The sequence below is a fragment of the Roseibium aggregatum genome, from assembly GCF_017309185.1.
GTDB classification, from domain to species: Bacteria; Pseudomonadota; Alphaproteobacteria; order Rhizobiales; family Stappiaceae; genus Roseibium; species Roseibium aggregatum_B.
In genome coordinates, this window is sequence record NZ_JAEKJZ010000001.1 from 567227 (window position 1) to 590933 (window position 23707).

Consider the following 23707-nt stretch of genomic DNA (forward strand, 5'->3'; position numbering starts at 1 on the left):
CCGAATTTTTTCACTTCACGGCAGTCCGCACACCGGTGTGGCGCAGCATCGTTTCACCGCGGCAGCAGCCGCCTGATGCGCGCCGCCGTGCCGGGCGTGGTCAACAGGTCGTCGAGATCCTCAAGCGGTACCCAGTCGAGCGCGGCCGCGTCGTCGCCGGCCTTGGGGTCGCCATGCACATGGCGGCCGCAGAAAACAGTGAGCACGAAATGGGTGACAACCTTGCCGGCCGCGTCGCGCTGGATGGAATCGAATGTTTCCATCGGGGTGCCGATATCGGCCGTGACGCCGGTTTCCTCGAGAAGCTCCCGTGCCGCCGCTTCGGCGAGGGTCTCGCCGAGTTCGACCAGACCTCCGGGAAGGCTCCAGTGACCTTTGAACGGTTCCCTGCCGCGCCGGACCAGCAGCGCCTTGCCGTCCCTGTAACACAAAACACTGACGCCGACCCGTGGCGCATCGGGATAGAACCTGGACATGGACACCTCGAAGACAGGACCGGCGCTTTCCGGTGATCGCCCGGTTTACGCGAACATGGCGTCGATTTCCGCCTGAGCGGCGTCGCCTTCGTGTTGGGTCGCTTCCGGTTCGACATGGCCATGGATCACGGCCCCCGCACCCGAAATCAGCGGCTTGATCTCATGGGTCGCCTTGTCGGCGATCTCCGCGGCCACCAGTCCCGGGTCAGGGGCGGATCGAAGCTGGGTCTGGATCTGGCCGACAAGTCCGTTGATCTTGGCAACGTGATGTTCCAGATGTTCTCTCAAGGCAACCGGTGCCGCTTGATAGGCCATGATGGCCAGTTGCTTGTCCTTGAAGGTGGAGTTCTCGAAGTGGCCTTCGTAGTCCAGGGGTTCCCAGTCAAGGACGTCCTCGGCGCAGTCCGGCATGGCCGGAAGCATTTCGAGAAGCATCATTACTTCATTGAAATGATTGAGATAATCAGTAGCCAGGCCGGTGTGGGGATTGATGTTTGCCTGCTCCAGCCGGTCGGCTGCCAGTTCTCCGGCGCCCAAAACTGGATCCAAACATTCCATATCTACCCCCGTTATTGACTTAACGACACACTACTTCCTTTTTGTTTCCAATTGCCTAACTCGAAGTCAGCTTGAAAAAGTCCCGCTTCTGCATTTCCATCTTGCCTGCCAGAAGTATTCTCCTGCAGCTTGTTGTCGTGTCGCATTCGGGGGGATATTGATCGCGTTAACAAAAACAAGCCGCGAGCTGAAGGGAGATGTCCGGATGTCCATCAAGTCAATTCTAGCGATCACGGAGCTGCAGGGCGCTCTCGAGAATGTGGAAAAGGCCATCTCCATCGCCCGGACCTGCGATGCGCATCTGACCCTGCTGATCATGGGCGAAGTTCCGGATCTTCCGTTCTACGGTTACGGTGGTCAGGGCTATCTGGAAATCTGGACGCGGGAATGCGACGAGCGCAAGACGGAACTGGCAGCGATGACGACAAGGGTGGAGGAAAGGCTGCAGCGGGAAGGAATTGCCTTCGACGTGCGGTCCGGCCTTGCGTCCGGCACCCGTGAGGATGATCTGGTTGCACGACATGCGATCTATTGCGATCTTGCGCTTGTTCTGCGGACTCTGGATCTGGAACTGACGGCGCTTGAGAAGAACATGATTGATGGGGCCCTGTTCGATTCCGGCAGGCCCATCCTCTACGTTCCAAGAGACGTCAAGCCCGGCGGTTTCGGCGAAAACGTCGCGATTGCCTGGAACGCCCGGCGCGAGGCAGCCCGAGCGATTTCGGACGCGCTGCCATTTCTGGCCATGGCGCGGAACACCACCATCCTGGTGGTCGATCCGGTGGTCGGCGACAACGACCATGGCGAGGATCCGGGCAGCGACATTGCGACCGTCCTGGCCCGTCACGATCTCGAGGTCACGGTTCAGGATGTCGCCTCCGCCGGCCGGCCCGTGTCCGAAGCCCTTGCTGACACCGTTCGCGAACTTGGTGCCGGCCTTCTCGTGATGGGGGCCTATGGCCATTCCAGACTTAGGCAGAATATTCTCGGAGGCACGACGCGGGAAATGCTTGAGCGAAGCACCGTGCCGCTGCTGCTTTCGCACTGACGGTACGGACCTCCGCATCAGCCGATGCCGGAGCGAGTGAAGGAGAAAAGCGCATGTGCGGACGCCTGGCCCTCACCACACCGCCGGACGCGGTTCGGACATTTTTCGGCTATATCGACCGGCCGAATTTTCCACCCCGCTTCAACATCGCGCCGACCCAGCCTCTCGCAATCGTGCGGCGGGACCACGGCCAGCGGCGGTTCCACCTTGTCCGCTGGGGTCTCATTCCCTCATGGGTCAAGGACCCCTCGAGCTTCACGCTCCTGATCAATGCGAGGGCGGAGACCGCGGCCGAAAAGCCTTCGTTTCGGGCAGCGGTACGCCATCACCGGTGTCTTGTCCCGGCCTCCGGCTTTTATGAATGGCGGCGGACACCGGACGGCAAGCAGCCTTTCTGGATACATCCAGCCGATGGCGACATCCTGGCCTTTGCCGGCCTGTGGGACACCTGGTGCGACCCGGATGGCGGCGATATCGACACCGGCGCCATCTTGACCATGCAGTCCAACCGGATGATGTCGGAGATCCACCACCGGATGCCGGTCATTCTGAAACCCGACGCTTTCGACGACTGGCTCGACACGGCAAATGTCGACAGACGCGAAGCCATGAAGCTGCTTCAGCCGGTGGAAGACGATTTCCTGGTGGCGACGCCGGTGTCCACACGCGTGAACAAGGTCGTCAACGACGACCCGGATGTACAGCGGCCGGCCGACCCGGACGAACTCGTTCTCCGGCATGACGGCCGCGCCACGCCGAAGGAAACCGGGAGAGACCGGGAGGACACCAGCCAGCTTGACCTGTTTTGAGCCAGGTCCTTTGCACAGGGGCGCGAGTGCTCTGACGCAGGCGCTCGACCCATGTCCCTCCGGCGAAGCCGGGATGCCGCGTGCCGGAGAGCATCACATCAGGGTTTGCGACGCCTCTTTCACATTCTGCGTCGCAGCGTTGATTTGAGCCGTTGCGGAGGAGATCGACTGCATGTTCGTGGTGATCAGATCTACTCCTTCTGCTGCAGATTGCATGTTGGAGGAAATATCGTTGGTAACCGCTGTCTGTTCCTCGACGGCCGATGCGATACTGGAGGCGATGTCGCCGATGTTGGTGATCACGGCCATGATGGCTTCGATTGCCGCCACGGCCTGTCCTGTTGTCTCTTGCATCGTACCGATCTGACTGGAGATTTCTTCTGTCGCCTTGCTGGTTTGTGATGCCAGGTTCTTCACCTCGGAGGCAACCACGGCAAAACCCTTGCCTGCTTCTCCTGCCCGCGCCGCCTCGATCGTTGCGTTAAGGGCCAAGAGATTGGTTTGATCTGCAATACCATTGATTAGCTCAATAACAGAGCCGATTGTCTTTGCATCCTCCGAGAGCCCTGTCATTATTTTGCCGGACCGTTCCGCTTCACCCGCTGCTTCCTGGGAAACGCTGAGCGCCGTTTGGACCTGACGGCTGATTTCCTGAATGGACGCCACCAATTCCTCGGTCGCGGCGGCTACCGTCTGGACACTCGAGGACGTTTGTTCCGACGCGGAAGCGGAACTGGTCGCCTGCTCGGTCGTCTCTGAAATCGCGTTGGCTATCTCTGTCAGGTCCGTGTCAATTCTCTTCTGCACCTCTGCTCTGCGATGGCGCTCCATGACCTGCGCAGTCCTGTCGGTCGCGAACTTCACGACCTTGAACGGACGCCCGGTGGCATCCATGATTGGATTGTATGTCGCCTGAATCCAGACTTCCTTCCCGCCTTTTCCTATGCGCTTGAACTCGTCGGACTGAAACTTGCCGGCGGCAAGCTCGTCCCAAAAGCGGCGGTATTCCTGGCTGGACTTAACCTCAGGCTCCACAAACATGCTGTGATGCTTGCCCACGACTTCCTCTGATGTGTAGCCCATTGCGGAAAGAAAGTTCTCATTTGCCTCGAGGATATTTCCATCGAGATCAAAATGAATGACGGCCTGTGACTTGTTGATCGCGGCGAGCTGACCTTCCAGATCGGAAATGCGCGTTTTCTGTTCCGTGATGTCAGTGGCAATCTTGACCACCTTCGTCATCTGTCCGGCGGAATTGAATACCGGGTTGTAAGAAGCCTGAATCCAGACTTCCTTGCCACCTTTGCCGAAGCGCAGGAATTCCGCGGATTGGAATTTTCCAGCATTGAGATTGCGCCAGAACTGTTTGTATTCTTCGCTTCTTGCGTGCTCCGGATCCACGAACATCCTGTGGTGCTCGCCTTGAATTTCATCGAGTTGATATCCCATCGCATCAAGGAAGTTCCGGTTCGCCGTGAGGATTGTTCCATCAGGTTTAAACTCGATCATTGCCTGTGACTGGCTGAACGCATCCAACGTCGCCTGACTGGCGTTGTTCAAAATCCGAAACATTCCCTGCTCCTTCAAAGCACCTCTGCGCGGAAATTACGTGGGGTGAGTTAAAGGAGAATTACTTTAGGAGACCGAAATAAGTAAATTATACGAGATAATCTGTGATATGATTCTTGTGTGCGAGTTAAGAGCGTTTTCTCGTAATTATAATTCAGTAAAAATATGAGTTTTAAGAGCAGAAATACCACTGTAAGTATATTTTACGCGTTATTACTTACGACCTTGCGCGCTGGCATTCTGGACGTTTTTTGCATCTTTCCGCCGATGCCTATAAGTGGACAGGCAGTGTCGCCAGCCGGAACGGAATCATGAAATGAACGACGAGGACGGCAACCCCTCCGACGTTGAAGAGACGGAAGAAAACGAAGCTCTTGCGGAAGCCTATAATCGCGGTCTTCAGTTGCAGAAGGCGGGCGATTTCACGGGTGCCGAAGCCGCGTTTCGCGAAGCGCTCACGCTCGATCCGGACGACACCGGCGGTGTCAGCATCCGGCTCGCAGCCATAGGCGCGGACCGGGCGCCGCCGAAAATGCCGGATGCCTATGTGGCCACGCTTTTCGATCAGCACGCGGATGTCTTCGATGAAATCCTGGTTGACGAACTCGGGTATTGCGTGCCGCTGCTGGTCCGCGATCTGATTGGCCGCCTTGGCCTCGGCCCCTTCGAACGGCTGCTGGATCTCGGCTGCGGGACGGGGCTGACCGGTGCGGCGCTTGCCGATTGCACCGCGCAGCGCACGGGTGTCGACCTGTCGGAACGCATCGTCGAACTCGCCTTCGACCGGGAGGTCTATGACGCGCTTTACGTCGGCGAGGCGGTGGAGTTTCTGCAGGAATTTGAAGAGGACGACGGCAGCCGCCCGGTTTGGGACCTCATCGCGGCGACCGACGTCTTTCCCTATCTCGGAGCGGTCGAGCCGTTCCTGAGCGGAGCGGCGGACCGCTTGACGCCCGGCGGTTGTCTGGCGTTTTCGACCGAAACCCTGGGCGAAGATTTGCTCCGGGGCAGGCCCTACATGGTCGGCCCGCACAACCGCTATGGCCAGAGCGAGGCCTATATCCTTTCTTCGCTGGAAGCGGCCGGATTCGATGTTCTTGCCATGGATCCGATTACCGTGCGCCTTGAAGAGGGGGAGCCGGTTCCGGGGCATCTGGTGATGGCCCGCTTGCGCTGAGCGGCAGCCGTCAGGACCCTTTCTTGAGAAAATAGAATTCGCGGCGCAGCGCGGAATTATGCCACGGGGACTGCGAGCCTCGGGTCGTGGAGTAAACATCCGCCTTGACCCGTTTCATCATGATTTCGATTTCGAGATCGGGCGTTTCGATATGCTTGAGCAGCGCCTCCGTGAACGGGCTGTTGTCGCCCTCGCCGTCGAGAGCGACTTCTCCCGGCGCCGTCGCGTATCCGATCAGGATATTGCCGTCACCTGCCTGGGGGGCGGCGAGCCCGCGTCCCGCGGAACTGCGGGTGAAATTTCGGAACCGGCGGGAAAGCGGATTGTCGCGGCAGGCGTCCAGCAGGGCGATGGAGAGCCGGCCGGGCGCATTCATGTAGTTGAGTATGGTCGCAAGTTCGATGGTCTCGAAATCGACGGCGGTTGCGTCTTCCAGCCTGGCATCTGTCGGGATCAGGAAATTCCGTCCGTCGAGCTGCATGGCGTGTCCGGCATAAAAGAACAGCGCCACATCGGCGTCCTGAATGTTGCGGACAAAGGAGCGGACGGTGCTTTCCATGGCCGCCTTGCTCTGGTCGAGCCCCAGAACAACGGTAAAGCCGAGACGTTTCAGGGACTCCATCAGTCTGGTGGCGTCGTTTTTCGGATTGGGCAGCGGCGTGGTGTTTTCATAGGCGGAGTTGCCGATCACCAGGGCAACACGCTTGCCCTGGGGCAGCGCCGTCAAGTCCGGCAGATTGGGCGATGTCTGGGGCGGGGTGGCCGCCTGGTCTTTTCCGACAGACTGGCCCCCCGGCGAAACCGCTTTTGCCGCCTCCAGATACCGTCCATAGGCCCATCCGCGCATGCCGTTGGAAAGTTCGATCTCGAACCAGGCGCCTTGCTGCGCCAGCATCGTGACATCCGTGCCTTCCAGGAGCCTGGCGATCTCGCCATGGTTTGTACCGGCGCCGGACCGCAGAGCCAGGAAATCATCGCCGCTGCCGCTGAGATCGCCGACCACACCAGCTCTTGGCGGAGTGATCGACCGTTTGGCGGATGTCGGCGCAGTCGCGGGAGGCTGGCTCGTGACGGGGGGCGAGGGCGAAAAAACTGGCGGTGGCGTGACGGAAGGCGGCGCTGGGGAGGCGAAGTCCGGGAGCGTCGCGACGTATCGGCTGTGCGCCCAGCCGGACCGCCCGTCGCTCAGCGCGACATTGAGCCAGGAACCGTTGCGCCCGAGAATGGTCAGCCGCGTGTTTGGTCCCATGCGCGCGATCTCCCGGTACCGGGAACTGGGGCCGGTGCGGAGCGAAAGGTAGTTGTCGCCGCGAGGATCGAGGTTCGTCACATAGCCTTGCGACGCACTTTGCCGTGTATCTGGAAGGCGTGGTGCGGACCCTGCCGTGTCGGAGATCGCGGTCACGGCGAAAAGAGATTGGGAGGCGCCGCCCGTCGCGCCGGTGGCCGACCAGATCGCGGTTTGGAAACGTTCGCCGTTATGGAAGTAGCTGTCGCCGGGAATGGCTCCGGACGAAAGCAGCCTGCTTTTGTAGGCATTGCCCGCAGGCTGGGGCATCCAGCCAAGGGTCACCGCGTACCAGCCGTTGTTCGACTGAAAGACCGTGGTTTGCGGAAAGCGATTGGCGAAATTGCGCGCCACCGTGATTGCCGCGTTCGGGTCCGGGCGGCTCGCGACCACCAGCCAGCCGCTGTTGCCGCCGGGCATGACCGCCGCGCGCGCCTCGACAAGCGCCATGCTTGCAAGCGTCACCAGGAGAAGCGCGCAAAAGACGCTTACCCTCAGATAATGAGTGGAACAGGCTCCGCGTTGGTTCATCTCAGCCCCCGTGGCCGGACCCTCTGCGGGCATCGCCCCGTTCGGGCGCCCGACAGCCGGTCCCGGCAAGTCCTGAACACTCTAGAACACGTCTTGCCGGGATTGAACCGATCGATGCCGAATTTCAGGCGGAGCGGTTTTCAGCCGCTATTTTCCCTCAGGCCTCAGTCTCAGATGCGGTTCGCCGTCCGAGGTTTTGGCGGGCGAAAGGCCGTCCGGCCCGATGACGCAGGTGACCCTGCTTCGAAATGAGGAAAAACTGTCGTGGGTGACCACATCGACGGGCTCATCGAAGGCAAGGGTCACGCGAAGCTGCCCGGACTGACCGTGACTGGAAACGCCATGGACCCGCCCGGAAAACGGTTGCTTCAGATAAGTCCCGGTCACCCGGTCATCGAGTGCAAGGACAAGGGCGTTTGCGGGAGCCGCCGCCGCGCAGGCGGTGTTCCAGTCCCTGAAACCGTGCTGTCGGGCAAGTAGCTCAAGGGACTGGGCGTGAGTGAGGGAATGTCCGTCAGCCGCGAGCGTCGAGCGCAGACGCTTCGCTTGGGCTTTGAGATCGGCAACGCTTGGAAGCATCGTCGGAACACCTTTCCAGGAAAGGCAGGCAATGTGAATGGGGCCCGCATTGCCATCAGCCTGCACAACCTTGTGAAGGGCGATCCTGAACCGCGAGCCTGTGTCGCGGGAGGGTATTCACCAAGGCTCGCGCCGCGGGCGGCCGGTTCCCTCAAACCGGACACGTGCATAGGCGGGGGAACGGGCCCTGTCAACCGGCGAAAAAAAAGCCGCTTGCGCGGCTTTAAGGTGAGGGAGGTTAGATGTGACACCGGCAGACTGCACCGCCGGCGGTGGTGCGGTTGCGGGCGTACCCGAAACCGCTCTTCGTTCAGTCTCCTGAAATCAGGAGACAGGGGGGATCAGGTGTGGATCAGGCGTTTCAGGAGTTCGATCTCCTGAGCCAATGCCTTGTCCTTGTTGGCCATGTCTTCGATCTTGCGCACCGCGTGCAGAACCGTCGTGTGATCGCGGTTGCCGAACCGGCGGCCGATTTCCGGCAGGGACCGTCCGGTCACCACCTTGGCGATATACATCGCGATCTGGCGCGGACGTACGAGTGTGCGGGCCCGGCAGGAGGACAGCAGATCCGCCTTGGTGACGCTGAAGTGCTTGCACACGACCTGCTGGATTTCCTCCACCTTGATGGAACGGGGTTCGCCGATGCGCACGAGATCGTGCAGCGTCTTTTCCGCAAGATCCATGGTCACAGGCTGCTTCGTGAGCTGATTGTGCGCGAACAGCCGGTTCAGGGCGCCTTCGAGATCGCGGGCCGAGGCGACAACGTAGCGCGCGATGTAATCCGTAACGTCGTCGGGTACGGAAAAGCCGGGATGGGTCCTGCGCGCCGAAGCGATGCGTTTCCTCAGGATGTCGTGGCGCAGGGCATAGTCCGTGGCCTGTATCGCGACAACCTGACCGGTTTCGATCCGCTGCTGGATGCGGGGGCTGAGCGTTCCAAGTTCGCCGGGTGTCCGGTCGGCCGCCATGATGATCTGAGACGGCGCTTCCATCAGCATCTCAAGCGTCTTGCCGAATTCGTCCTGAGCCTGTTTTCCGTGCAGGAACTGAAGATCGTCCACCAGAAGCAGGTCGATCGACTTCATGGCCTGGCGCAGAACCGGAAAGGCCGGGGTGCGCAACGCGGGAACAAGGTGGTACATGAAGAACTCGGCCGAAAGATACGCCACCTGGCGGCCTGTTTTGCGGGCTTCGGACGCGGCCGCCTGCAAGAGATGCGTTTTTCCGATCCCGGTGGTGGAATGGATGAACAGCATGTCCAGCGTGCCTTCGTGGCCGACCGCCATCTGCCGGACCGCGGCGCAGGCGAGGCTGTTCGAGGCGCCTTCGGCAAAGGTGTCGAAGGTGAGTTTCGGATTGAGGCCGGCGCCGTTCAGAAAGTCCGCGGCAGCATGTTCGCCCATATCCGCCAGGCAGGGAATGGCCGTGGTGTTGGCCGTTGAGCCGAATTGCGAAGGACTGCCAAATGGGGCCGGGCGCCCACTGATCCGGCGCGCGGCGATGGCCTTGGGAGGTTGCGTCGTGCTGATCTGACGAGGTCTCAGCGCGCCGCGGACGGTCAGTTCGATACGGTTGATCTCACCCTGTTCACGCTTCCAGAGCCCGACGAGCTGTTTCTCGTAATTGCTCTGAATCCAGTTTTTCAGGAAGCGCGTCGGTACAGACAGGCGTACCGCGTCTCCGGTGGTCTCTTCGTGGTTTACTCTTCCGAACCAATTGGAAAAAACATCATCACCGAGTTCGTTTCTCAGTTCTTTTTTTACACGATTCCATTGCTCCGAACATGCCAAGTCTTGAACTTGCATAGTGGCCTCCATGTGAGGGAACGCTTGGACCCGTTCCCCCCGTGCACTGTCTTAGGGCCGCGATTTTTCCGCCTTCGCCACCCGTTGCTTTTTTCCGGTCTTGAATTCCTTGATGGGGCTGTGACCGGAAGGCTTATTGGCGCCTATGTTTATCATTAACCTTTTACTTACCATACTTTCAAATAGCTTATTTTTATGAGGTCATAGATGAAACATATAGTAATTTTTGTAGATAAATGGCGCATTTAGTGACTAAATTACCTATGCATTCTTACAGTCCCCCCGTTGCCGGACCCACTCGTCAAGTCCTTGCTCTGTAGTCCGTTCGATAGCCTTTCACCAATGCCATCCGGCATGAAAGCAAATTTAATAAAATATTAACTTGTGAGGAAAGTTTCTGTCGGTTTTCAAAAGATCGATCAGAATATTGCGGAATCCCGAAAGGAAGTTTCGCTCAATCCCTTGAAATTCAGGTCATTTTTTACAAGGTGGGTGCTTTGCCGGTTGTCCGGCCGGACGTTTCCGCCAGCCCGAGAGTATCCGGACAGAGTAGACTTCAGCAGGAGAGGAATCGCTCCGGAAGGTCGAAAGGCAAATAGGCAGGAGTTTGATACCGCGCCGGGAAACGCTTTTGGATCAATAGTGTATCATTTTCGGACAGATGCTTCGGCCGGCCGCTTCTCCAGAAAGATCCGTAGACGCGGGCAACTCTGGAAGGGGCCTTGAACAGAGGGCAGCGGCGTTGCGGCCGTCTGAGTTAAAAGACCTTCCAAGCATATGTCAGTATTAACGTGGGAATACTTCTCATCCACATGCGTTTGTCCCAAACCGCACCCGGCGGAGTAACCGCCGGGCCGGGCTGCGCAAGGGCTTCATACCAATCGCGAAGACCCACCGGAGGCCGGGTTTTCGTGAATTGCTTTTGGCATTAAAGCACGCGCCCCGGGTTCAAAAGTCCCTTGGGGTCCAGAACGGTCTTGATCCGCTTCATAAGGTCAAGCTCCAGTGGAGGCTTCACTTCCTTCAACAGGTCGCGCTTCAACCGGCCGATGCCGTGTTCGGCCGAAATGCTGCCGCCGAAGTCGTGAACGATGCCGTGCACGATGGCGTTCATCTCGTCCCATTTCTCCAGATAGGCTTCCTTGTCCGCGCCGATCGGCTGGCTGACGTTGAAATGAATGTTGCCGTCGCCGATATGGCCGAAGGGAACCGGGCGGCACCCCGGCACAAAGGCGCCGACGGCGGCGATCGCCTTGTCCAGGAAGTCCGGAATGGAGGCGACCGGAACGGAAACGTCGTGCTTGATGGAACCGCCTTCCTCTCTTTGTACTTCCGACATGCTGTGGCGGATGTGCCAGAAGTCGTGGACCTGGCTCAGGTTCTGGGCAAAGGCGGCGTCCTCGACGAGCCCCTCTTCGAAGGCTTCTCCGAGAACGCTCTCCATCAGATCGCGGACCGGAAAGGCTTCCGACCCGCTCGACAGTTCCATAAGCACATACCAGGGATGTTCCGCTTCAAGCGGGTCGCGCACGCCGTCGAGGTGCCTGATGCAGAATTCGACACCGACCCGGGGCATGATCTCGAACCCGGTCAGGACAGGACCGGCCTGCGCCTTGGCGAGTGTGAACAGCTTGAGAGCCGCATGCGGATCCGGCAGACCGATGAACGCGGCTTCGAGTTTTTTCGGCTTGGGGAAAAGTTTGAGCGCGGCGGCGGTGACGATGCCCAAAGTGCCCTCCGCGCCGATAAATAATTGTTTCAAATCATAACCGGTGTTGTCCTTGCGAAGGGTTCTGAGACCGTTCCAGATCTCTCCTGTCGGCAGCACCACTTCAAGGCCCAGAACCAGATCGCGCGTGTTGCCATAGGCCAGTACGGCAGTGCCGCCGGCATTGGTGGAGATGTTGCCGCCGATCTGGCACGAGCCCTGCGCGCCGAGCGACAGGGGGAACAGCCTGTCGGCTTTTTCGGCCTCTTCATGAAGCGTCTCGAGGATCGTACCGGCCTCCACGACCATGGTGAAACCGGCCGGGTCGACGGAGCGGACCTTGTTCATGCGCGACAGGGACAGGACGATCTCATCCCCGGTTTCCTGCGGAATTTGCCCGCCGACAAGGCCGGTGTTGCCGCCTTGGGGCACGATCTTGAGGTCGTGTTCATAGGCATAAGTCACGAGGGCGCTGACTTCTTCCGTACTGCCCGGGCGCAGCACCATCGGAGTGACGCCCGTATAAAGATCTCGCCACTCGGTCAGATACGGAGCCTGGTCTTCCGGGCTGGTTAAAACATTCGCTGCACCGATCATTTCAGCAAAGCGGTCGGCGTGGGGCGTGCGCGCCATGAGCGAGGTCCTCGTGAGGTTTGACTGGGAAAATCGGGCGTCAACATAGTCTCAGATTTCGCTGACGTCGACGTTTCATTCCAACGCTGTGTCACTTGAAGGAATACCCCCCTTATGCCATAGGAAGCCAGCCCGCTCGGGTGGTAGTGGAATCCTTATCGGAGAAGACGATGGCGGAAACGCGCGGATTGATGAACGGCAAACGCGGCCTGATCATGGGCGTGGCAAACAACAAATCGATTGCCTGGGGCATTGCCAAAGCGCTGGCCGACGCCGGAGCCGAACTGGCTCTCACCTACCAGGGCGACGCCTTGAAAAAGCGTGTCGAACCGCTTGCCGAACAACTGGGCGCCCTTGTTGCCGGACATTGCGACGTGACCGACGGTGCGTCGATCGACGCGGTCTTCAAGGCCCTTGAAGAAAAGTGGGGCAAGATCGATTTTCTGGTTCATGCCGTTGCCTTTTCCGACAAGTCGGAACTGACCGGCCGCTTCGTCGACACCTCGTCGGACAACTTCGCCCGTACCATGGATATCTCCTGCTATTCGCTGACGGCGGTGACACAGCGCGCCGAAAAGCTGATGACCGACGGCGGTTCCATTCTGACCCTGACGTATTACGGCGCTGAAAAGGTCATGCCGCACTATAATGTCATGGGTGTCGCCAAGGCCGCGCTGGAAACCAGCGTGAAGTATCTCGCCATGGACCTGGGTCCGCAGAACATTCGCGTGAACGCGATTTCGGCCGGCCCGATCAAGACGCTGGCGGCTTCCGGCATCGGTGACTTCCGCTACATCCTGAAATGGAACGAGCACAACGCTCCCTTGCGCCGCTCCGTGACGATCGAGGAAGTCGGCGACAGCGCCCTGTTTCTTCTCTCCGACCTCGGCCGCGGCGTGACCGGTGAAATCCAGCATGTCGACTGCGGCTACAACATCGTCGGCATGAAGGCCGTCGATGCGCCGGATATCTCCGTCGTCAAGGACTAATCGGTTCAGTGGCCGCCGTTCGGCCGCTGGCACTTCGCATCAGAAACGCGCTCCGGCTGTTAAGGCCGGAGCTTTGTTTTTTCAGGACAACCGCATGACGCCCCTTCAACCTGCCCCGGACACTCCCTCCAAACCGGGAGCACCGGATCCGGACTTGCTGATCTTCATTCGCCACGGTCAGACGGACTGGAATGCCGAAGGCCGGATGCAGGGGCAGCGCGACATTCCGCTCAATTCGGTCGGCGAGGGCCAGGCCTCCGGAAACGGGGAGCGGTTGAAGGCCTTCTTCGATAGGGAAGGGCTCGACCCGGAAAGCTTTGATTTCGTTTCTTCTCCGCTGACGCGGACCCGCAAGACCATGGAGTTGCTCCGCAATACAATGAAGTTGGACCCGGCAGCGTATCGTCTCGACGGCCAATTGAAGGAAATCACCTTCGGTGCCTGGGAAGGCTTCACGCTGGAGGAACTGGCGGAAGTGCACGCGGAGCTGGTCCGCCAGCGGCGCGCCGACAAATGGCGGTTTCTTTATCCGCAAGGAGAAAGCTACGAGCGGCTTTCGGTCCGGATCGGCGGTTGGCTCCAGACTGTCGCTCGGCCAACCGTCGTCGTCTCTCACGGCGGTGTGTTCCGTGTATTGCGCGGGCTGCTTGAGGAGCTGGAAACGGAGAACATACCCAAACTGGCCGTGCCCCAGGACAGGGTCTTCGTCTGGAGAAACCGCCGGTTCGAGGAAGTCTGATCTTGGGGGGCGCTGCCTGAACCTCCGATGACTGCCGTCGGGTCTGTCACAGAAACTAGGTTTAGAGCGCCGCCCGTGATCGGATCGGGTCTGCGCCGCGTATCTGTCCCCGGGGAGCACAATGTTTGTCCGGTTCTCATCGTGCAGCGCCTGAGGACAGCGGCCTGAGGACAGCGGATTGGGGACGCGGATCATGCGGTCAGACAATTTTTACAGCGATTTGCCCAGTTTCTCGGATTTCAGCGACGTTGGGGACCTTGAGGATTACAGACCCGTTCCGGACGACTGGTTCGTTCTCGCGGCGGACATTGTCCGTTCGCATGAGGCGGTTGCTGCCGGGCGGTACAAGGACGTCAACCTGGTGGGGGCGGCCGTCATCGCGGCCGTCGTCAATCGGCTGGGCAGGGACCGCGTCCCTTTCGTTTTCGGCGGCGACGGTGCCATGCTCGTGGTATCGGCGCAGGATGTCGACGCCGGACGTGAGGCGTTGGCGGGCGTCGCCGGACTGGCGCGGCAGGTGACGGAGCTTGAGCTCAGGGTTGCAGCCATCCCGGTGACCCGCCTGCGGGAATTGGGCGGAGACGTCAGGTTGCGCAAATACCGGCTCAGCCCCGGAAATCATCTGGCGATGATCCTGGGAAACGGGCTCGCCATCGCGGACCGGATCCTGAAAGACCCGGATCTGTCGGGACCGTTTCGCATCGAGGAAGACGACAGCTCGCTGCCGCCTCTGGAAGGGTTGTCCTGCCGGTGGGAACCTCTGCCGGCCGTGAACGGACATATTGTTTCCCTTATCGTCGCGCCCGCCGGCCGGAGATCCCTGCCGGCGATCATGACGCAGATTGCGCAGGAAGTGGGCTTCGATCCGTTGTCGGAAGACAGCAGGACCGAATTGGCGGACCGCCGGCGCCTGCGGTTCCGGTTTCCCCCTTCCGGACTTGGCCGGGAGGTCCGGCTGGTCTTCGCGCGCGACCGGCTGCGCGGCTGGCGCAAAGGTCTGATCGAAGCGCTCTTCTTTTTATATGGCTATGCGACCGGCCGGCGCGTCGGACCGTTCGATCCGAAACATTACTTCAAGGAGCTCAGCGCCAACACCGATCACCGGAAGGTCGGAGACAGCCTGCAACTTGTGCTGGACCTGACGACCGAACAGCTTTCGGCCCTGGAAGGCATTCTCTCGTCGGCCTTTGCCGAGGGGGATGCGGTCTACGGGATGCACGTTTCGAACCAGGCGCTCATGACCTGCTTTGTCGAGGACATCGGCAAGGGGCACCATATTCATTTCGTCGACGGCGCGGACGGCGGTTTTTCGGTTGCGGCTGCCGATTTCAAGAAACGGCTGGCGGCTTCGCGGGAGACGGTCTGAAAACGGGGCCGCAGCGCTCAAGCCCCGAAACGGGACGTCGTGAAGCCGCTCAAGACCCGGTCGTCAGCAATTTGAGTGGCGTGGAAACTCTTGCCCGCGGACTGAAATTGCGCTGAAGGATCATGGCCGCCAGTTGCTCTTCCGGAACCGCTTTTGAAATCAGAAACCCCTGGATCACGTCGCAGCCGTTCTGTTTCAGCCATTCCAGTTCGCCCTCGGTTTCAACGCCTTCGGCGAGAACATGAATATCCAGGCTCTTGGCGAGGCGAATCAGCGCGCTGGTGAATTTCTGCAGGCCCGGATCGGTGTCGACGCCGGAAATGAAGCTGCGGTCGATTTTCACCCTGTGCACCTGCAGGTCCCGGAGGCTGGAGATGCTCGAGTGACCGGTGCCGAAATCGTCGAGTTCGATATAAAAGCCCAGCTCGGCCAGGCGAACGATGTTTCTCTTGATCGGTTCCGCGGCGGTCTCGTCGATCATGACCGCTTCCAGGATTTCAAGACTGATATCCGAAGGCTTCAGACCCGCTGCCTTGACCTCCAGGTGCAGGGCATCCACCGCCGCGTCGTTCGCCAGGAACCCGGTGGACATATTGAGGGCCAGATGCACCCGCCGGCGGGTCTTGCCGTTGAGCTCCGCTGCGAGTTTGAGCGTTTTGGCGCGGACGACCTTTTCGATCAGTTCCATGTAGCCCGCTTCGTCGGCGGCGGGCAGGAAGGAGCCGGGGTAGCGGATGCCGTTGTGATCGATCCATCGGGCCAACGCCTCTGCCCCGACAACCTCTCCGGTATGAATGTCGATCTGGGGCTGGAACCAGGGTTTGATGTCCCCCTCCGAGAGCGCCTTGAGCAGCTCCTTGGTTAGGGCGCCGTTCTTTTCGAACGTCTCGCGCATGTCATTTGTGAAGACATCGCATTTCATCGGCCCTTTTTGCTTCGAGGAGCGCAAGGCCAGGGCGGCGTCGACCAGGATCTGATCGCTTACCGGGTCGCCCGGCTGGCTTATGAACAGTCCGGCATTCGCCTCAAGAGCGGTTTTCTGACCTTCCAGAACACGCTCCTTGCCGAGCCCGTGGATGATCCTGTTGGCCAGCGTTTCGAATGCGCCGCCATTGACCAGCTTCGGTCGCAGAAGCATGAACTCCGTGCCTCCCGTCCGGCTCAGAAAATCCTCGGGCTCCGCGAACTGGCTCAAGTTCGATGCCACGTCCCTCAGGATCGAATCGCCGTTGTGATCGCCGAACCGGTCGTTGATCTTCTTGAACTGGCGCAAGTCGATCACAAGGAGGCCTGTTCTCAGGGGGCCATCGGCTTTGGGCAGGGCCCTGATGGTTTTCAGGAGCGCACGCCGGTTGGGCAAGCCGGTCAGGGGGTCGTGAAAACCGAGGCTCTCGAATTCTTTTTGGGTTCGGTCGGCCAGGGCGCGGCTCAAGTAGATTGCGATGGCGAACGCGGCGACGATGATCAGGCCTCCGACGAGCCCGGCAAGCGCCACCGTGAACAGCGTTTGCGCGCGCTGGTGCTGCAGATCCTGATCGAAATAGTCCAAGGCGGTCTGCCACAGGGCGAATGTCGCGCGAACCAGCTCCGGCTGAGTTTCAATGACGGGTTTGGCGACAATGTCCGCTCCCGTATCGGCAGCCAGCGTCGATGTGAGCAGCTTCGCCCCTTCTTTCTGGTAGGCCTGGTTGGTGTCCCTGTATACCAGGGCTTTCCGCCTCAAGGCGTCGGCACCAGCACCGGCGAGCTGCCTGAAACTTTCGGTCGTTCCCCTGGCGGCGCCATCGGCGGCGAACTTGAACTGGCCTCCCTGGACGGTGATCAGCATCTTGTCCCAGGTGTTGATCGCTTTTCGGTCCATCAGCATTTCGGCGCTGCTGGCCATGAAGGAAGATTCAATGACTACGGACAGCAACACCTTGTTGATCAGGTGCGAAAACATCGACGTTTCGAAAGAGGCCGAGGTGTCCAGTTTTGCAAGCTGCGAGATCGAAGTGGCCAGTGTCTGGGCTTTCCGGAGGGCGTCCGGAATGTTTCCTTCCTGCAAAAAAGCATCGAGACCTGCGGTCAGCTCGGCGGATCTTTGAGGGCCGCCGAATTCCTTGAGGTTCTCGCGAAGAAAATTCGAACTGCTTCGAACGTCGCCGGTGAGGGCTTTTTCCTGCATCAGCGGTCCCAGCGACTGAACCAGATGCAGGCCAGCGAGGCTCCGGTCGATGGCACGCACGTTTTCAAACTTGCTGGTGAACCATAGCGAGGCGAAAAGCAGGCTTGGTGCCAGCAAGAAAACGATCAGACCCCTTAACCAGCCTCTGATGTGCAAAATTTGCCTCGTGAATATTCGCCCACTACAACGTTGGATAGCGACAGAGGTTTAAAGATTGGCAAACTCTGGCTGTAAATTACTGAAATATAGTCATTTTTTACATGGAAAATTCCCACCTTGAAACAGGTCGATGGTTAGGAAACCGTTATTCGCGGGTCTCCACCGGGCATTCGGCTTGGTGGGATGGGGGCCATAGTGGTATGGCCGGGGTCGGCCGCGGGCCGCAGGGCTTGAGCTTGCCGCCTTTCTGGCGTATCGCTCGGCGCCTGACACTGAGAAAATTTGGGTTCGGAAGCCGTTCATGTCGCACAACAGTTTCGGTCACTTGTTTCGGGTTACGACCTGGGGGGAAAGTCACGGTCCGGCAATCGGATGTGTCGTCGATGGCTGCCCGCCGCTGATACCGCTGACCGAAGCCGACATTCAGGGCTTCATGGAAAAGCGCAAGCCCGGACAGTCCCGTTTCACGACCCAGCGCAGGGAAGCGGACGAAGTGAAGATCCTGTCCGGCGTCATGGAAGACGACGACGGGGTTCAGAAAACGACCGGCACGCCGATTTCGCTGCTGGTGGAAAACACCGATCAGCGTTCAAAGGACTATTCGCAGATCAAGGACCGGTTCCGTCCCGGCCACGCCGATTTCACCTATGATGCCAAATACGGTATCCGCGACTATCGCGGCGGCGGCCGGTCCTCGGCACGGGAAACCGCGATGCGTGTCGCGGCCGGAGCTGTCGCCCGCAAAGTGCTTCAGGGTGTGACCATCCGCGGTGCGCTCGTCCAGGTCGGCCCTCACGGGATCGACCGGGGCAACTGGGATTGGGCGGAAGTCGACAACAATGCCTTCTTTTGCCCCGATGCCAAGGCTGCGGAATTCTGGGCGGAGTATCTCGACGGGGTCCGCAAGGCCGGTTCCTCGGTCGGCGCCGTCATCGAAGTGGTCGCGGAAGGGGTTCCTGCGGGATGGGGAGCTCCCATTTACGGTAAGCTGGATACCGATCTTGCCGCGGCGATGATGTCGATCAACGCGGTCAAGGGGGTCGAGATCGGCAACGGATTCGAGGCGGCCGCCCTGACGGGTGAGGACAACGCGGATGAAATCCGCATCGGCGAGGACGGCCGGCCTCTCTTCCTGAGCAACAACGCCGGCGGCATTCTGGGCGGAATTTCGAACGGCGATCCCCTGGTCGTCCGCTTCGCGGTCAAACCGACCTCCTCGATCCTGACCGAACGCAGGTCGATCACCCGCCAGGGCGAGGAAGTCGACGTAATGACGAAAGGCCGTCACGATCCTTGTGTCGGCATTCGGGCGGTTCCGGTAGGCGAAGCCATGATGGCCTGCGTGCTGGCCGACCATTTCCTGCGTCACCGGGGGCAGATCGGATAGGATCGCAAGCCGTTCCGGCGCAACCGTCCGGCAGCCTTCCCTGGCTGCTACTGTGGGTTACAACTCGTTACACTTTTCTCGTTCGCGGATCATGGAATTGGGCCGGTAACAGACTAGTTTTCCGACAGTAATGATGTCTGGACTTTTCTGGGAGCGTGGATATGAACGAAATGACACCGGTGCGCCGGATGACTGCCAAGGACTTTCCGCAGGAATTACTCGACCTTTATGACTTTTACGCCCATGGCAAGATCACCAAGCGCGAGTTTTTGAACGGGGCGGCGAAATTTGCGGTTGCGGGCGTGTCCGCGGCAATGCTGCTCGATCAGTTGTCGCCCAATTACGCCCTGGCTCAGCAGGTCGCTCCCGATGACGCGGCGATTGAAACGCAGCGGATCACCTATCCGTCGCCGAACGGTCACGGAAAGGTCAACGGATATCTGGTCAAGCCTGCCGGAGCGGCCGGAAAGCTGCCTGCCGTTCTGGTCGTGCACGAAAACCGCGGTTTGAATCCGTACATCGAGGACGTCGCTCGCCGTCTCGGCAAGGCCGGCTTCCTGGTGCTGGCGCCGGACGGATTGACCGTTGTGGGCGGCTATCCGGGAAACGATGACAAGGGCCGCGAACTGCAGCGTACGGTGGACAGCACCAAGCTGATGAACGATTTCTTCGCCGCCTTCGAATTTCTGCTCAAACATGAGGACTCGACCGGAAAGGTCGGTGCGGTCGGCTTCTGCTACGGCGGTGGCGTTGTCAATGCGATAGCTGTTGCCTATCCGGAACTTGCCGCGGGCGTGCCCTTTTACGGCCGCCAGCCAAGTCCCGAGGACGTCTCGAAAATCGAGGCAAAGCTGATGGTCCAAAATGCGGAACTGGACGAACGCATCAACGCGGGGTGGCCAGCCTATGAGAAGGCCCTGAAGGAAAACAACATTGACTACGTGATGCACATGTATCCGGGTGTGAACCATGGTTTCCACAACGACACCACACCGCGTTTCGACGAGGAAGCGGCGAAGCTCGCCGAGGAGCGCACGATCGAATTCTTCAAGGAAAACCTGAAGTAGGCGCCGCGAAAGTCCCGGCCGAAGAGGATCGGACTTACCGTCCCGGCCTTTGAGCCGGGACGTTTTCATGTCTCTGGACAGTGCCGCGTGGTTCGGGCGCCCGCAGCGCCGACCTACGCAATCCGCCATGCCGGGCAACCGGAATGAACCGTCAGGTGGGTTGCTTTGAACCTTGGAGAGCAGGAAGGCTTTCCATGAAGTCGCCGATGGCTTTCTGCGAAGCCGGTTCGTTCAGGAGCGGGCAATGGCCGCGATCCTCGATCTCCACCGCCTGCATCTTTGGTGCCATCTTTCGCATGACTTCGATCGTGGCCCTTGCGGTCACGTCGGAAAGAACGCCGCGGATGGACAGGATCGGCAGATTCATGTCGGCGGCTTTCTGATGGGCCGCCCAGAGGTCGCGCGGCGCTTCCCGGTTTTCCATAAGAGCCCTGGCGAGATTGTCGTCATAGCGATGATGCCACTTGCCGTCCTTCAGGCCGTACATGGAAACCGCCATGCGCTCGTAGTCTGCGTCGCCCAGACCGGGATACTGGGACCCGACATGATCTTTCAGGGTTGCGATGATCCGTGACAGGTCGGGCTCGTCCGGCAGCTTGCCGGCATAGCCGAAAATTCGGGCAAGGCCCTCGGCCTCGATGGTCGCGCCCAGATCGTTGAGCACAATACCGGCCAGCATGTCCGGATGGTCCTCGGCCATGAGCATGGCGAGCAGCGCGCCGAGCGAGGTCCCGAGCAGGACGACCGGGCCTTCGCCAACATGGTTCCAGAACTCGTAAATGTCGCGGATATAGACCGTGGTGTTGTAGTTGGAATAGTCCGGGTCGTGGGCCGAGGTGTCGCGGCCGCGCAGGTTGAGCGTATAGATCCGGTAGGTGTCGGCAAGCATTGCGGCCGCCGGGTCGAGATCGCGAACATTTCGCGTCAGGCCCGGCAGGGCCAGAATGACCGGTTTGCCGGGAACCTTTCTCCCGTAGACCCGATAGGTCAGCAGCAGTCCGTCGGACGTTTCAAAAGCCTCGGGCCTGTACTTCCCGGAATCGTATTTGATTTCGACTGCAACATTCATGGCGTCAGGCTTTCCGAAAACGTTGACTGCTCGATCAAGAGGCTTTTCTGCGGGCCGGCGCCGTGTGGTCCGTGCCGCGTGCCGGAAAGTTTTTGACGTTTGTCTCCCGCCCCTCGGGACAGATCTCCTCCGGCTGGCGGTTGTCGATAATGTGATTGATCTGAAACTCGTCGGCGTCCAGCGCATCGCCTGCTGCGCTGTAACCGGCGTCGAAACGTTTGCTGATCGTGCCGGGACTGAAGTCTATCACGCTTCGCAGCGCCGCACGCTTGGCCGGAATCGTGAAAATGTTCGAAATCGCGCGCAGGCGCATGAGGCGGTGAAAAGCCGGACGTTGCCGCACGGGCGAGTCTTCGGGAAGGTCCTGATAGAGATCCCAGAGCATGTTGGCGAATTCGCAGGCCTCGTCCTGACCTTCGAAGGTCTTCCAGAACTTGTTTTCGTAAACAAGTTCCGTCATCCGGTCGACGGACTGGTTGAGATCCTTGGGGAGATCGCCGAGCGCACTGAAGAGTTCGATCACGAAGATCGGCAGGTGCTCGGTTTCGTGGTCATTCAGAATGCGTACAAGCGACTGAATCGGGGTGTTGTCGTAGATCCCGCCGTCCCAATAGTGCTCGCCGTCGATTTCTATCGGCGGAAAGCTCGGCGGCAATGCGCCTGAGGCCATGATGTGTTCGGGCCGGAGCGTATGGGTGCGGTTGGAAAACCGTTCGATGTCGCCGGTCGCGACATTGGTCGCGGTGACAACCAGCGTCGGCGTTTCCGGCGCGTTCAGCCGATCGAAGTCGATGAAGAGTTGCATCGTTTCGAGCGCGGGCGAGATGTTGTAGATGCTCGGTTTGGGGAGCATACCGAAAAACGTGTCGTTTAGCTTGAAAAAGCGCGGATGCCCCAGGCTTGTGTAGGCCGTGTTGTACTGCTGAAACAGCGGGAAGGGGTGCTCGTGTCCGAGATAGTCCCACATGTCCTGTAACGTTTCATGCGCTTCACCGTATTTCGGGGCTGCTAGAACCGCGGCATTGAACGCGCCGATTGAAGTCCCCGTGAGAATTTCCGGGCGGTACCCCTTTTCATAGATCTTCTTGATCGCGCCGGCTTCGTAAGCGCCGAGTGCTCCGCCCCCTTGCAGGACCAGGCCGACTGGTTTCGTGTTGCCTTGCATTGTCGCCCCATTTTGTTGGTCGCACCGCATTTGGTTTTTCCGGCGCATTTTCTGGCTGAACAATGACGTACTTTGATGGAGGTCCTCTTAAGAGGCAGGGTAAATATCGGGTAATGCGTTCTGCCGGCAGAGTTGGTGGCAGTATCTTGCAATTTTTATTTCGATATCTTCCGAGAGATCTTGGCAACAATTTCAGGCAAAGCCGGCGGGCACTCTGGTCTTCCGTCTCGAGTGCCGAAAGGGACCTTGCAAAGCTCCGCATGATGGGAACCGAAGGCGTATCCGGTTTGTTGTCTAAAGGTCCGCGGAAGTTCCAAACGATGTGTTCATCACTTGTTCAGCAACCGCGTCATACGAGGGGAGGCAACAGCAAATGGAGCAGAAACATGCAGAAAAACAATCTGTTACGAACCGTCGTCGCATCCTCGTTGATCTTCGCGGCAGCCTTGTCTCCAGCCCTGGCCCAGGGAGCGGGACAGCCTCCGAAACAGGCGGAGCTGCAACACATGTCCCAGCCGCAGAAGGTCCAGCAGAAGACCCAGCCGCAGAAGCCTCAAAAGAAAAAGCAGCACAAGGTTTCGAAGAAGGCCAAGAAACCGGCCTGGATGAAGAAAGGCGGCAAGATGCCCAAAAATGAGATGGGCTCGAAGGTCGGCTATCAGAAGCACAACTTGAAAAAGCCCCCGCAGGGATACCAGTGGGTCAGGAAAGACGACAACTACCTGCTGGTGCAAATCGCGACTGGCGTCATCGCGTCGATTATTGCGGGGACGCGATAACCGCGACTTGCAGGTGGCCGGATCGTTTCGGCCACCTCAAGCATCAGACAGGCTTGAACGCGCGGATGCGGCTTAGAATTTCATCCGGATTGGCCGAAAGCGTATGCAGATCGATTTCGATCAGTTCCCTGCCATGTTCCCGTTTGATCCGCTTCCAGTTGCGCATCATGAATTTTTTCCAGAAAGGAAACGTCTGGGCCTTGGCGGTTGCGGCATCGAGCGGCCGGGTCAGAAGCACGTCGAGCCGCACCAGCTCGATATTGCGCACCGAGGTGCGCTTCACGTCCGTCATGCGGATAGCGGCCCAGTCGATGAAGCCGATGCGTTCGACGTAAAGACCTTCCTCGTTGGCGCCGAGCTGGGGTTTTCCTTTTTCAATCATCGGAAAATGCCAATAGGCGAAGGCGAAAGGCGCCAGGGAAGCAAATGCGAGAAGCGGCAGCCCGCCTGCCACGCCGACGGCGGCAAAACAGGCGCCGAGCACGAGGCATCCGTAAAAGATGCTCTCGCTCTGCTGTCGGTTGTAGCTGACGGTAAACGGCACGGGCGTCGGCTTCTCGTTTTCCTCAGCGATGTTTTTTTCTGTCGTGGCGGTTGTTTCCTTGGCTGCTGCCATAGAGGACTACCTTTCGAAATGCC

The 23707-nt window shown here is 59.4% G+C and carries 20 protein-coding genes; 9 read left to right on the forward strand and 11 right to left on the reverse strand.

Annotated features, from left to right (window positions below; genetic code table 11):
- Nucleotides 1–53 precede the first annotated feature (53 nt).
- Nucleotides 54–476, reverse strand: a complete 423-nt coding sequence (locus JF539_RS02595; RefSeq protein WP_207138790.1) for an NUDIX hydrolase — start codon at nucleotides 474–476, stop codon at nucleotides 54–56.
- A gap of 45 nt (nucleotides 477–521) precedes the next feature.
- A complete protein-coding gene (locus JF539_RS02600; RefSeq protein WP_207138791.1) occupies nucleotides 522–1013 on the reverse strand; it encodes a hypothetical protein in 492 nt (163 codons plus the stop codon).
- A gap of 226 nt (nucleotides 1014–1239) precedes the next feature.
- Here JF539_RS02600 and JF539_RS02605 point away from each other — a divergent pair, with 226 nt between their 5' ends.
- Together JF539_RS02605 and JF539_RS02610 are read left to right on the forward strand one after the other, a co-directional pair.
- Entirely contained in the window at nucleotides 1240–2082 is an 843-nt protein-coding gene (locus JF539_RS02605) for a universal stress protein (RefSeq protein ID WP_207138792.1), read from the forward strand.
- Between the two features lie 53 nt (nucleotides 2083–2135).
- Nucleotides 2136–2891: an SOS response-associated peptidase gene (locus tag JF539_RS02610; protein ID WP_207138793.1), complete on the forward strand. Its 756-nt coding sequence runs from the start codon at nucleotides 2136–2138 to the stop codon at nucleotides 2889–2891.
- A gap of 93 nt (nucleotides 2892–2984) precedes the next feature.
- On the opposite strand, the gene JF539_RS02615 is transcribed toward JF539_RS02610, so the two are convergent.
- The gene (locus JF539_RS02615; protein ID WP_207138794.1) at nucleotides 2985–4463 is read right to left on the reverse strand and encodes a methyl-accepting chemotaxis protein; all 1479 of its coding nucleotides are present in this window, start codon (nucleotides 4461–4463) and stop codon (nucleotides 2985–2987) included.
- Nucleotides 4464–4776: 313 nt separating this feature from the next.
- On the opposite strand from JF539_RS02615, the gene JF539_RS02620 reads away from it, so the two are divergent.
- On the forward strand, nucleotides 4777–5637 hold the full coding sequence (locus JF539_RS02620; protein ID WP_207138795.1) for a methyltransferase: 861 nt from the start codon (nucleotides 4777–4779) through the stop codon (nucleotides 5635–5637).
- A 10-nt stretch (nucleotides 5638–5647) separates the two neighbouring features.
- Here the strand turns inward: JF539_RS02620 and JF539_RS02625 are convergent, their stop codons facing one another.
- The 4 genes from JF539_RS02625 to JF539_RS02640 all read right to left on the reverse strand — a co-directional run bounded on the left by JF539_RS02625 (nucleotide 5648) and on the right by JF539_RS02640 (nucleotide 12181).
- Complete coding sequence (locus JF539_RS02625) at nucleotides 5648–7456, reverse strand: caspase family protein (protein ID WP_207138796.1); 1809 nt, start codon at nucleotides 7454–7456, stop codon at nucleotides 5648–5650.
- Between the two features lie 147 nt (nucleotides 7457–7603).
- Entirely contained in the window at nucleotides 7604–8035 is a 432-nt protein-coding gene (locus JF539_RS02630; RefSeq protein WP_207138797.1) for a glyoxalase superfamily protein, read from the reverse strand.
- A gap of 341 nt (nucleotides 8036–8376) precedes the next feature.
- Nucleotides 8377–9840: a chromosomal replication initiator protein DnaA gene (gene dnaA / locus JF539_RS02635; protein WP_207138798.1), complete on the reverse strand. Its 1464-nt coding sequence runs from the start codon at nucleotides 9838–9840 to the stop codon at nucleotides 8377–8379.
- Between the two features lie 928 nt (nucleotides 9841–10768).
- The gene (locus JF539_RS02640; RefSeq protein WP_207138799.1) at nucleotides 10769–12181 is read right to left on the reverse strand and encodes an FAD-binding oxidoreductase; all 1413 of its coding nucleotides are present in this window, start codon (nucleotides 12179–12181) and stop codon (nucleotides 10769–10771) included.
- 170 nt (nucleotides 12182–12351) lie between these two features.
- On the opposite strand from JF539_RS02640, the gene fabI reads away from it, so the two are divergent.
- The 3 genes from fabI (at nucleotide 12352) to JF539_RS02655 (ending at nucleotide 15275) form a co-directional block, all read left to right on the forward strand.
- Nucleotides 12352–13170: an enoyl-ACP reductase FabI gene (fabI, locus tag JF539_RS02645; RefSeq protein WP_207138800.1), complete on the forward strand. Its 819-nt coding sequence runs from the start codon at nucleotides 12352–12354 to the stop codon at nucleotides 13168–13170.
- A 94-nt stretch (nucleotides 13171–13264) separates the two neighbouring features.
- Nucleotides 13265–13909, forward strand: a complete 645-nt coding sequence (locus JF539_RS02650; RefSeq protein WP_207138801.1) for a histidine phosphatase family protein — start codon at nucleotides 13265–13267, stop codon at nucleotides 13907–13909.
- 193 nt (nucleotides 13910–14102) lie between these two features.
- Nucleotides 14103–15275 carry a DUF3095 family protein gene (locus JF539_RS02655; RefSeq protein WP_207138802.1) on the forward strand — a complete coding sequence of 391 codons (1173 nt, stop codon included), beginning with the start codon at nucleotides 14103–14105 and terminating at the stop codon, nucleotides 15273–15275.
- 49 nt (nucleotides 15276–15324) lie between these two features.
- Here JF539_RS02655 and JF539_RS02660 read toward each other — a convergent pair whose 3' ends face one another.
- On the reverse strand, nucleotides 15325–17559 hold the full coding sequence (locus JF539_RS02660; RefSeq protein ID WP_209016976.1) for a putative bifunctional diguanylate cyclase/phosphodiesterase: 2235 nt from the start codon (nucleotides 17557–17559) through the stop codon (nucleotides 15325–15327).
- 343 nt (nucleotides 17560–17902) lie between these two features.
- On the opposite strand from JF539_RS02660, the gene aroC reads away from it, so the two are divergent.
- On the forward strand, nucleotides 17903–18988 hold the full coding sequence (aroC, locus tag JF539_RS02665; protein ID WP_207138804.1) for a chorismate synthase: 1086 nt from the start codon (nucleotides 17903–17905) through the stop codon (nucleotides 18986–18988).
- 179 nt (nucleotides 18989–19167) lie between these two features.
- On the forward strand, nucleotides 19168–20055 hold the full coding sequence (gene yghX, locus JF539_RS02670) for a YghX family hydrolase (RefSeq protein WP_328809237.1): 888 nt from the start codon (nucleotides 19168–19170) through the stop codon (nucleotides 20053–20055).
- A gap of 151 nt (nucleotides 20056–20206) precedes the next feature.
- On the opposite strand, the gene JF539_RS02675 is transcribed toward yghX, so the two are convergent.
- Both JF539_RS02675 and JF539_RS02680 read right to left on the reverse strand, forming a co-directional pair.
- Nucleotides 20207–21124, reverse strand: a complete 918-nt coding sequence (locus JF539_RS02675) for an alpha/beta fold hydrolase (RefSeq protein WP_207138806.1) — start codon at nucleotides 21122–21124, stop codon at nucleotides 20207–20209.
- Between the two features lie 34 nt (nucleotides 21125–21158).
- On the reverse strand, nucleotides 21159–22289 hold the full coding sequence (locus JF539_RS02680; protein ID WP_207138807.1) for a patatin-like phospholipase family protein: 1131 nt from the start codon (nucleotides 22287–22289) through the stop codon (nucleotides 21159–21161).
- 260 nt (nucleotides 22290–22549) lie between these two features.
- Between JF539_RS02680 and JF539_RS02685 the strand changes: the two genes are divergently transcribed.
- Nucleotides 22550–23068 carry an RcnB family protein gene (locus JF539_RS02685; protein ID WP_207138808.1) on the forward strand — a complete coding sequence of 173 codons (519 nt, stop codon included), beginning with the start codon at nucleotides 22550–22552 and terminating at the stop codon, nucleotides 23066–23068.
- Between the two features lie 43 nt (nucleotides 23069–23111).
- Here JF539_RS02685 and JF539_RS02690 read toward each other — a convergent pair whose 3' ends face one another.
- The gene (locus JF539_RS02690) at nucleotides 23112–23684 is read right to left on the reverse strand and encodes a hypothetical protein (RefSeq protein WP_207138809.1); all 573 of its coding nucleotides are present in this window, start codon (nucleotides 23682–23684) and stop codon (nucleotides 23112–23114) included.
- Nucleotides 23685–23707: the final 23 nt, after the last annotated feature.

Coding starts and splice junctions, on each gene's coding strand:
- JF539_RS02595 (WP_207138790.1), bottom strand. CDS start 476: ATGTCCAGGTTCTATCCCGATGCGCCACGGGTCGGCGTCAGTGTTTTG.
- JF539_RS02605 (WP_207138792.1), top strand. CDS start 1,240: ATGTCCATCAAGTCAATTCTAGCGATCACGGAGCTGCAGGGCGCTCTC.
- JF539_RS02610 (WP_207138793.1), top strand. CDS start 2,136: ATGTGCGGACGCCTGGCCCTCACCACACCGCCGGACGCGGTTCGGACA.
- JF539_RS02615 (WP_207138794.1), bottom strand. CDS start 4,463: ATGTTTCGGATTTTGAACAACGCCAGTCAGGCGACGTTGGATGCGTTC.
- JF539_RS02620 (WP_207138795.1), top strand. CDS start 4,777: ATGAACGACGAGGACGGCAACCCCTCCGACGTTGAAGAGACGGAAGAA.
- JF539_RS02625 (WP_207138796.1), bottom strand. CDS start 7,456: ATGAACCAACGCGGAGCCTGTTCCACTCATTATCTGAGGGTAAGCGTC.
- JF539_RS02630 (WP_207138797.1), bottom strand. CDS start 8,035: ATGCTTCCAAGCGTTGCCGATCTCAAAGCCCAAGCGAAGCGTCTGCGC.
- dnaA (WP_207138798.1), bottom strand. CDS start 9,840: ATGCAAGTTCAAGACTTGGCATGTTCGGAGCAATGGAATCGTGTAAAA.
- JF539_RS02640 (WP_207138799.1), bottom strand. CDS start 12,181: ATGGCGCGCACGCCCCACGCCGACCGCTTTGCTGAAATGATCGGTGCA.
- fabI (WP_207138800.1), top strand. CDS start 12,352: ATGGCGGAAACGCGCGGATTGATGAACGGCAAACGCGGCCTGATCATG.
- JF539_RS02650 (WP_207138801.1), top strand. CDS start 13,265: ATGACGCCCCTTCAACCTGCCCCGGACACTCCCTCCAAACCGGGAGCA.
- JF539_RS02655 (WP_207138802.1), top strand. CDS start 14,103: ATGCGGTCAGACAATTTTTACAGCGATTTGCCCAGTTTCTCGGATTTC.
- aroC (WP_207138804.1), top strand. CDS start 17,903: ATGTCGCACAACAGTTTCGGTCACTTGTTTCGGGTTACGACCTGGGGG.
- JF539_RS02675 (WP_207138806.1), bottom strand. CDS start 21,124: ATGAATGTTGCAGTCGAAATCAAATACGATTCCGGGAAGTACAGGCCC.
- JF539_RS02680 (WP_207138807.1), bottom strand. CDS start 22,289: ATGCAAGGCAACACGAAACCAGTCGGCCTGGTCCTGCAAGGGGGCGGA.
- JF539_RS02685 (WP_207138808.1), top strand. CDS start 22,550: ATGATGGGAACCGAAGGCGTATCCGGTTTGTTGTCTAAAGGTCCGCGG.
- JF539_RS02690 (WP_207138809.1), bottom strand. CDS start 23,684: ATGGCAGCAGCCAAGGAAACAACCGCCACGACAGAAAAAAACATCGCT.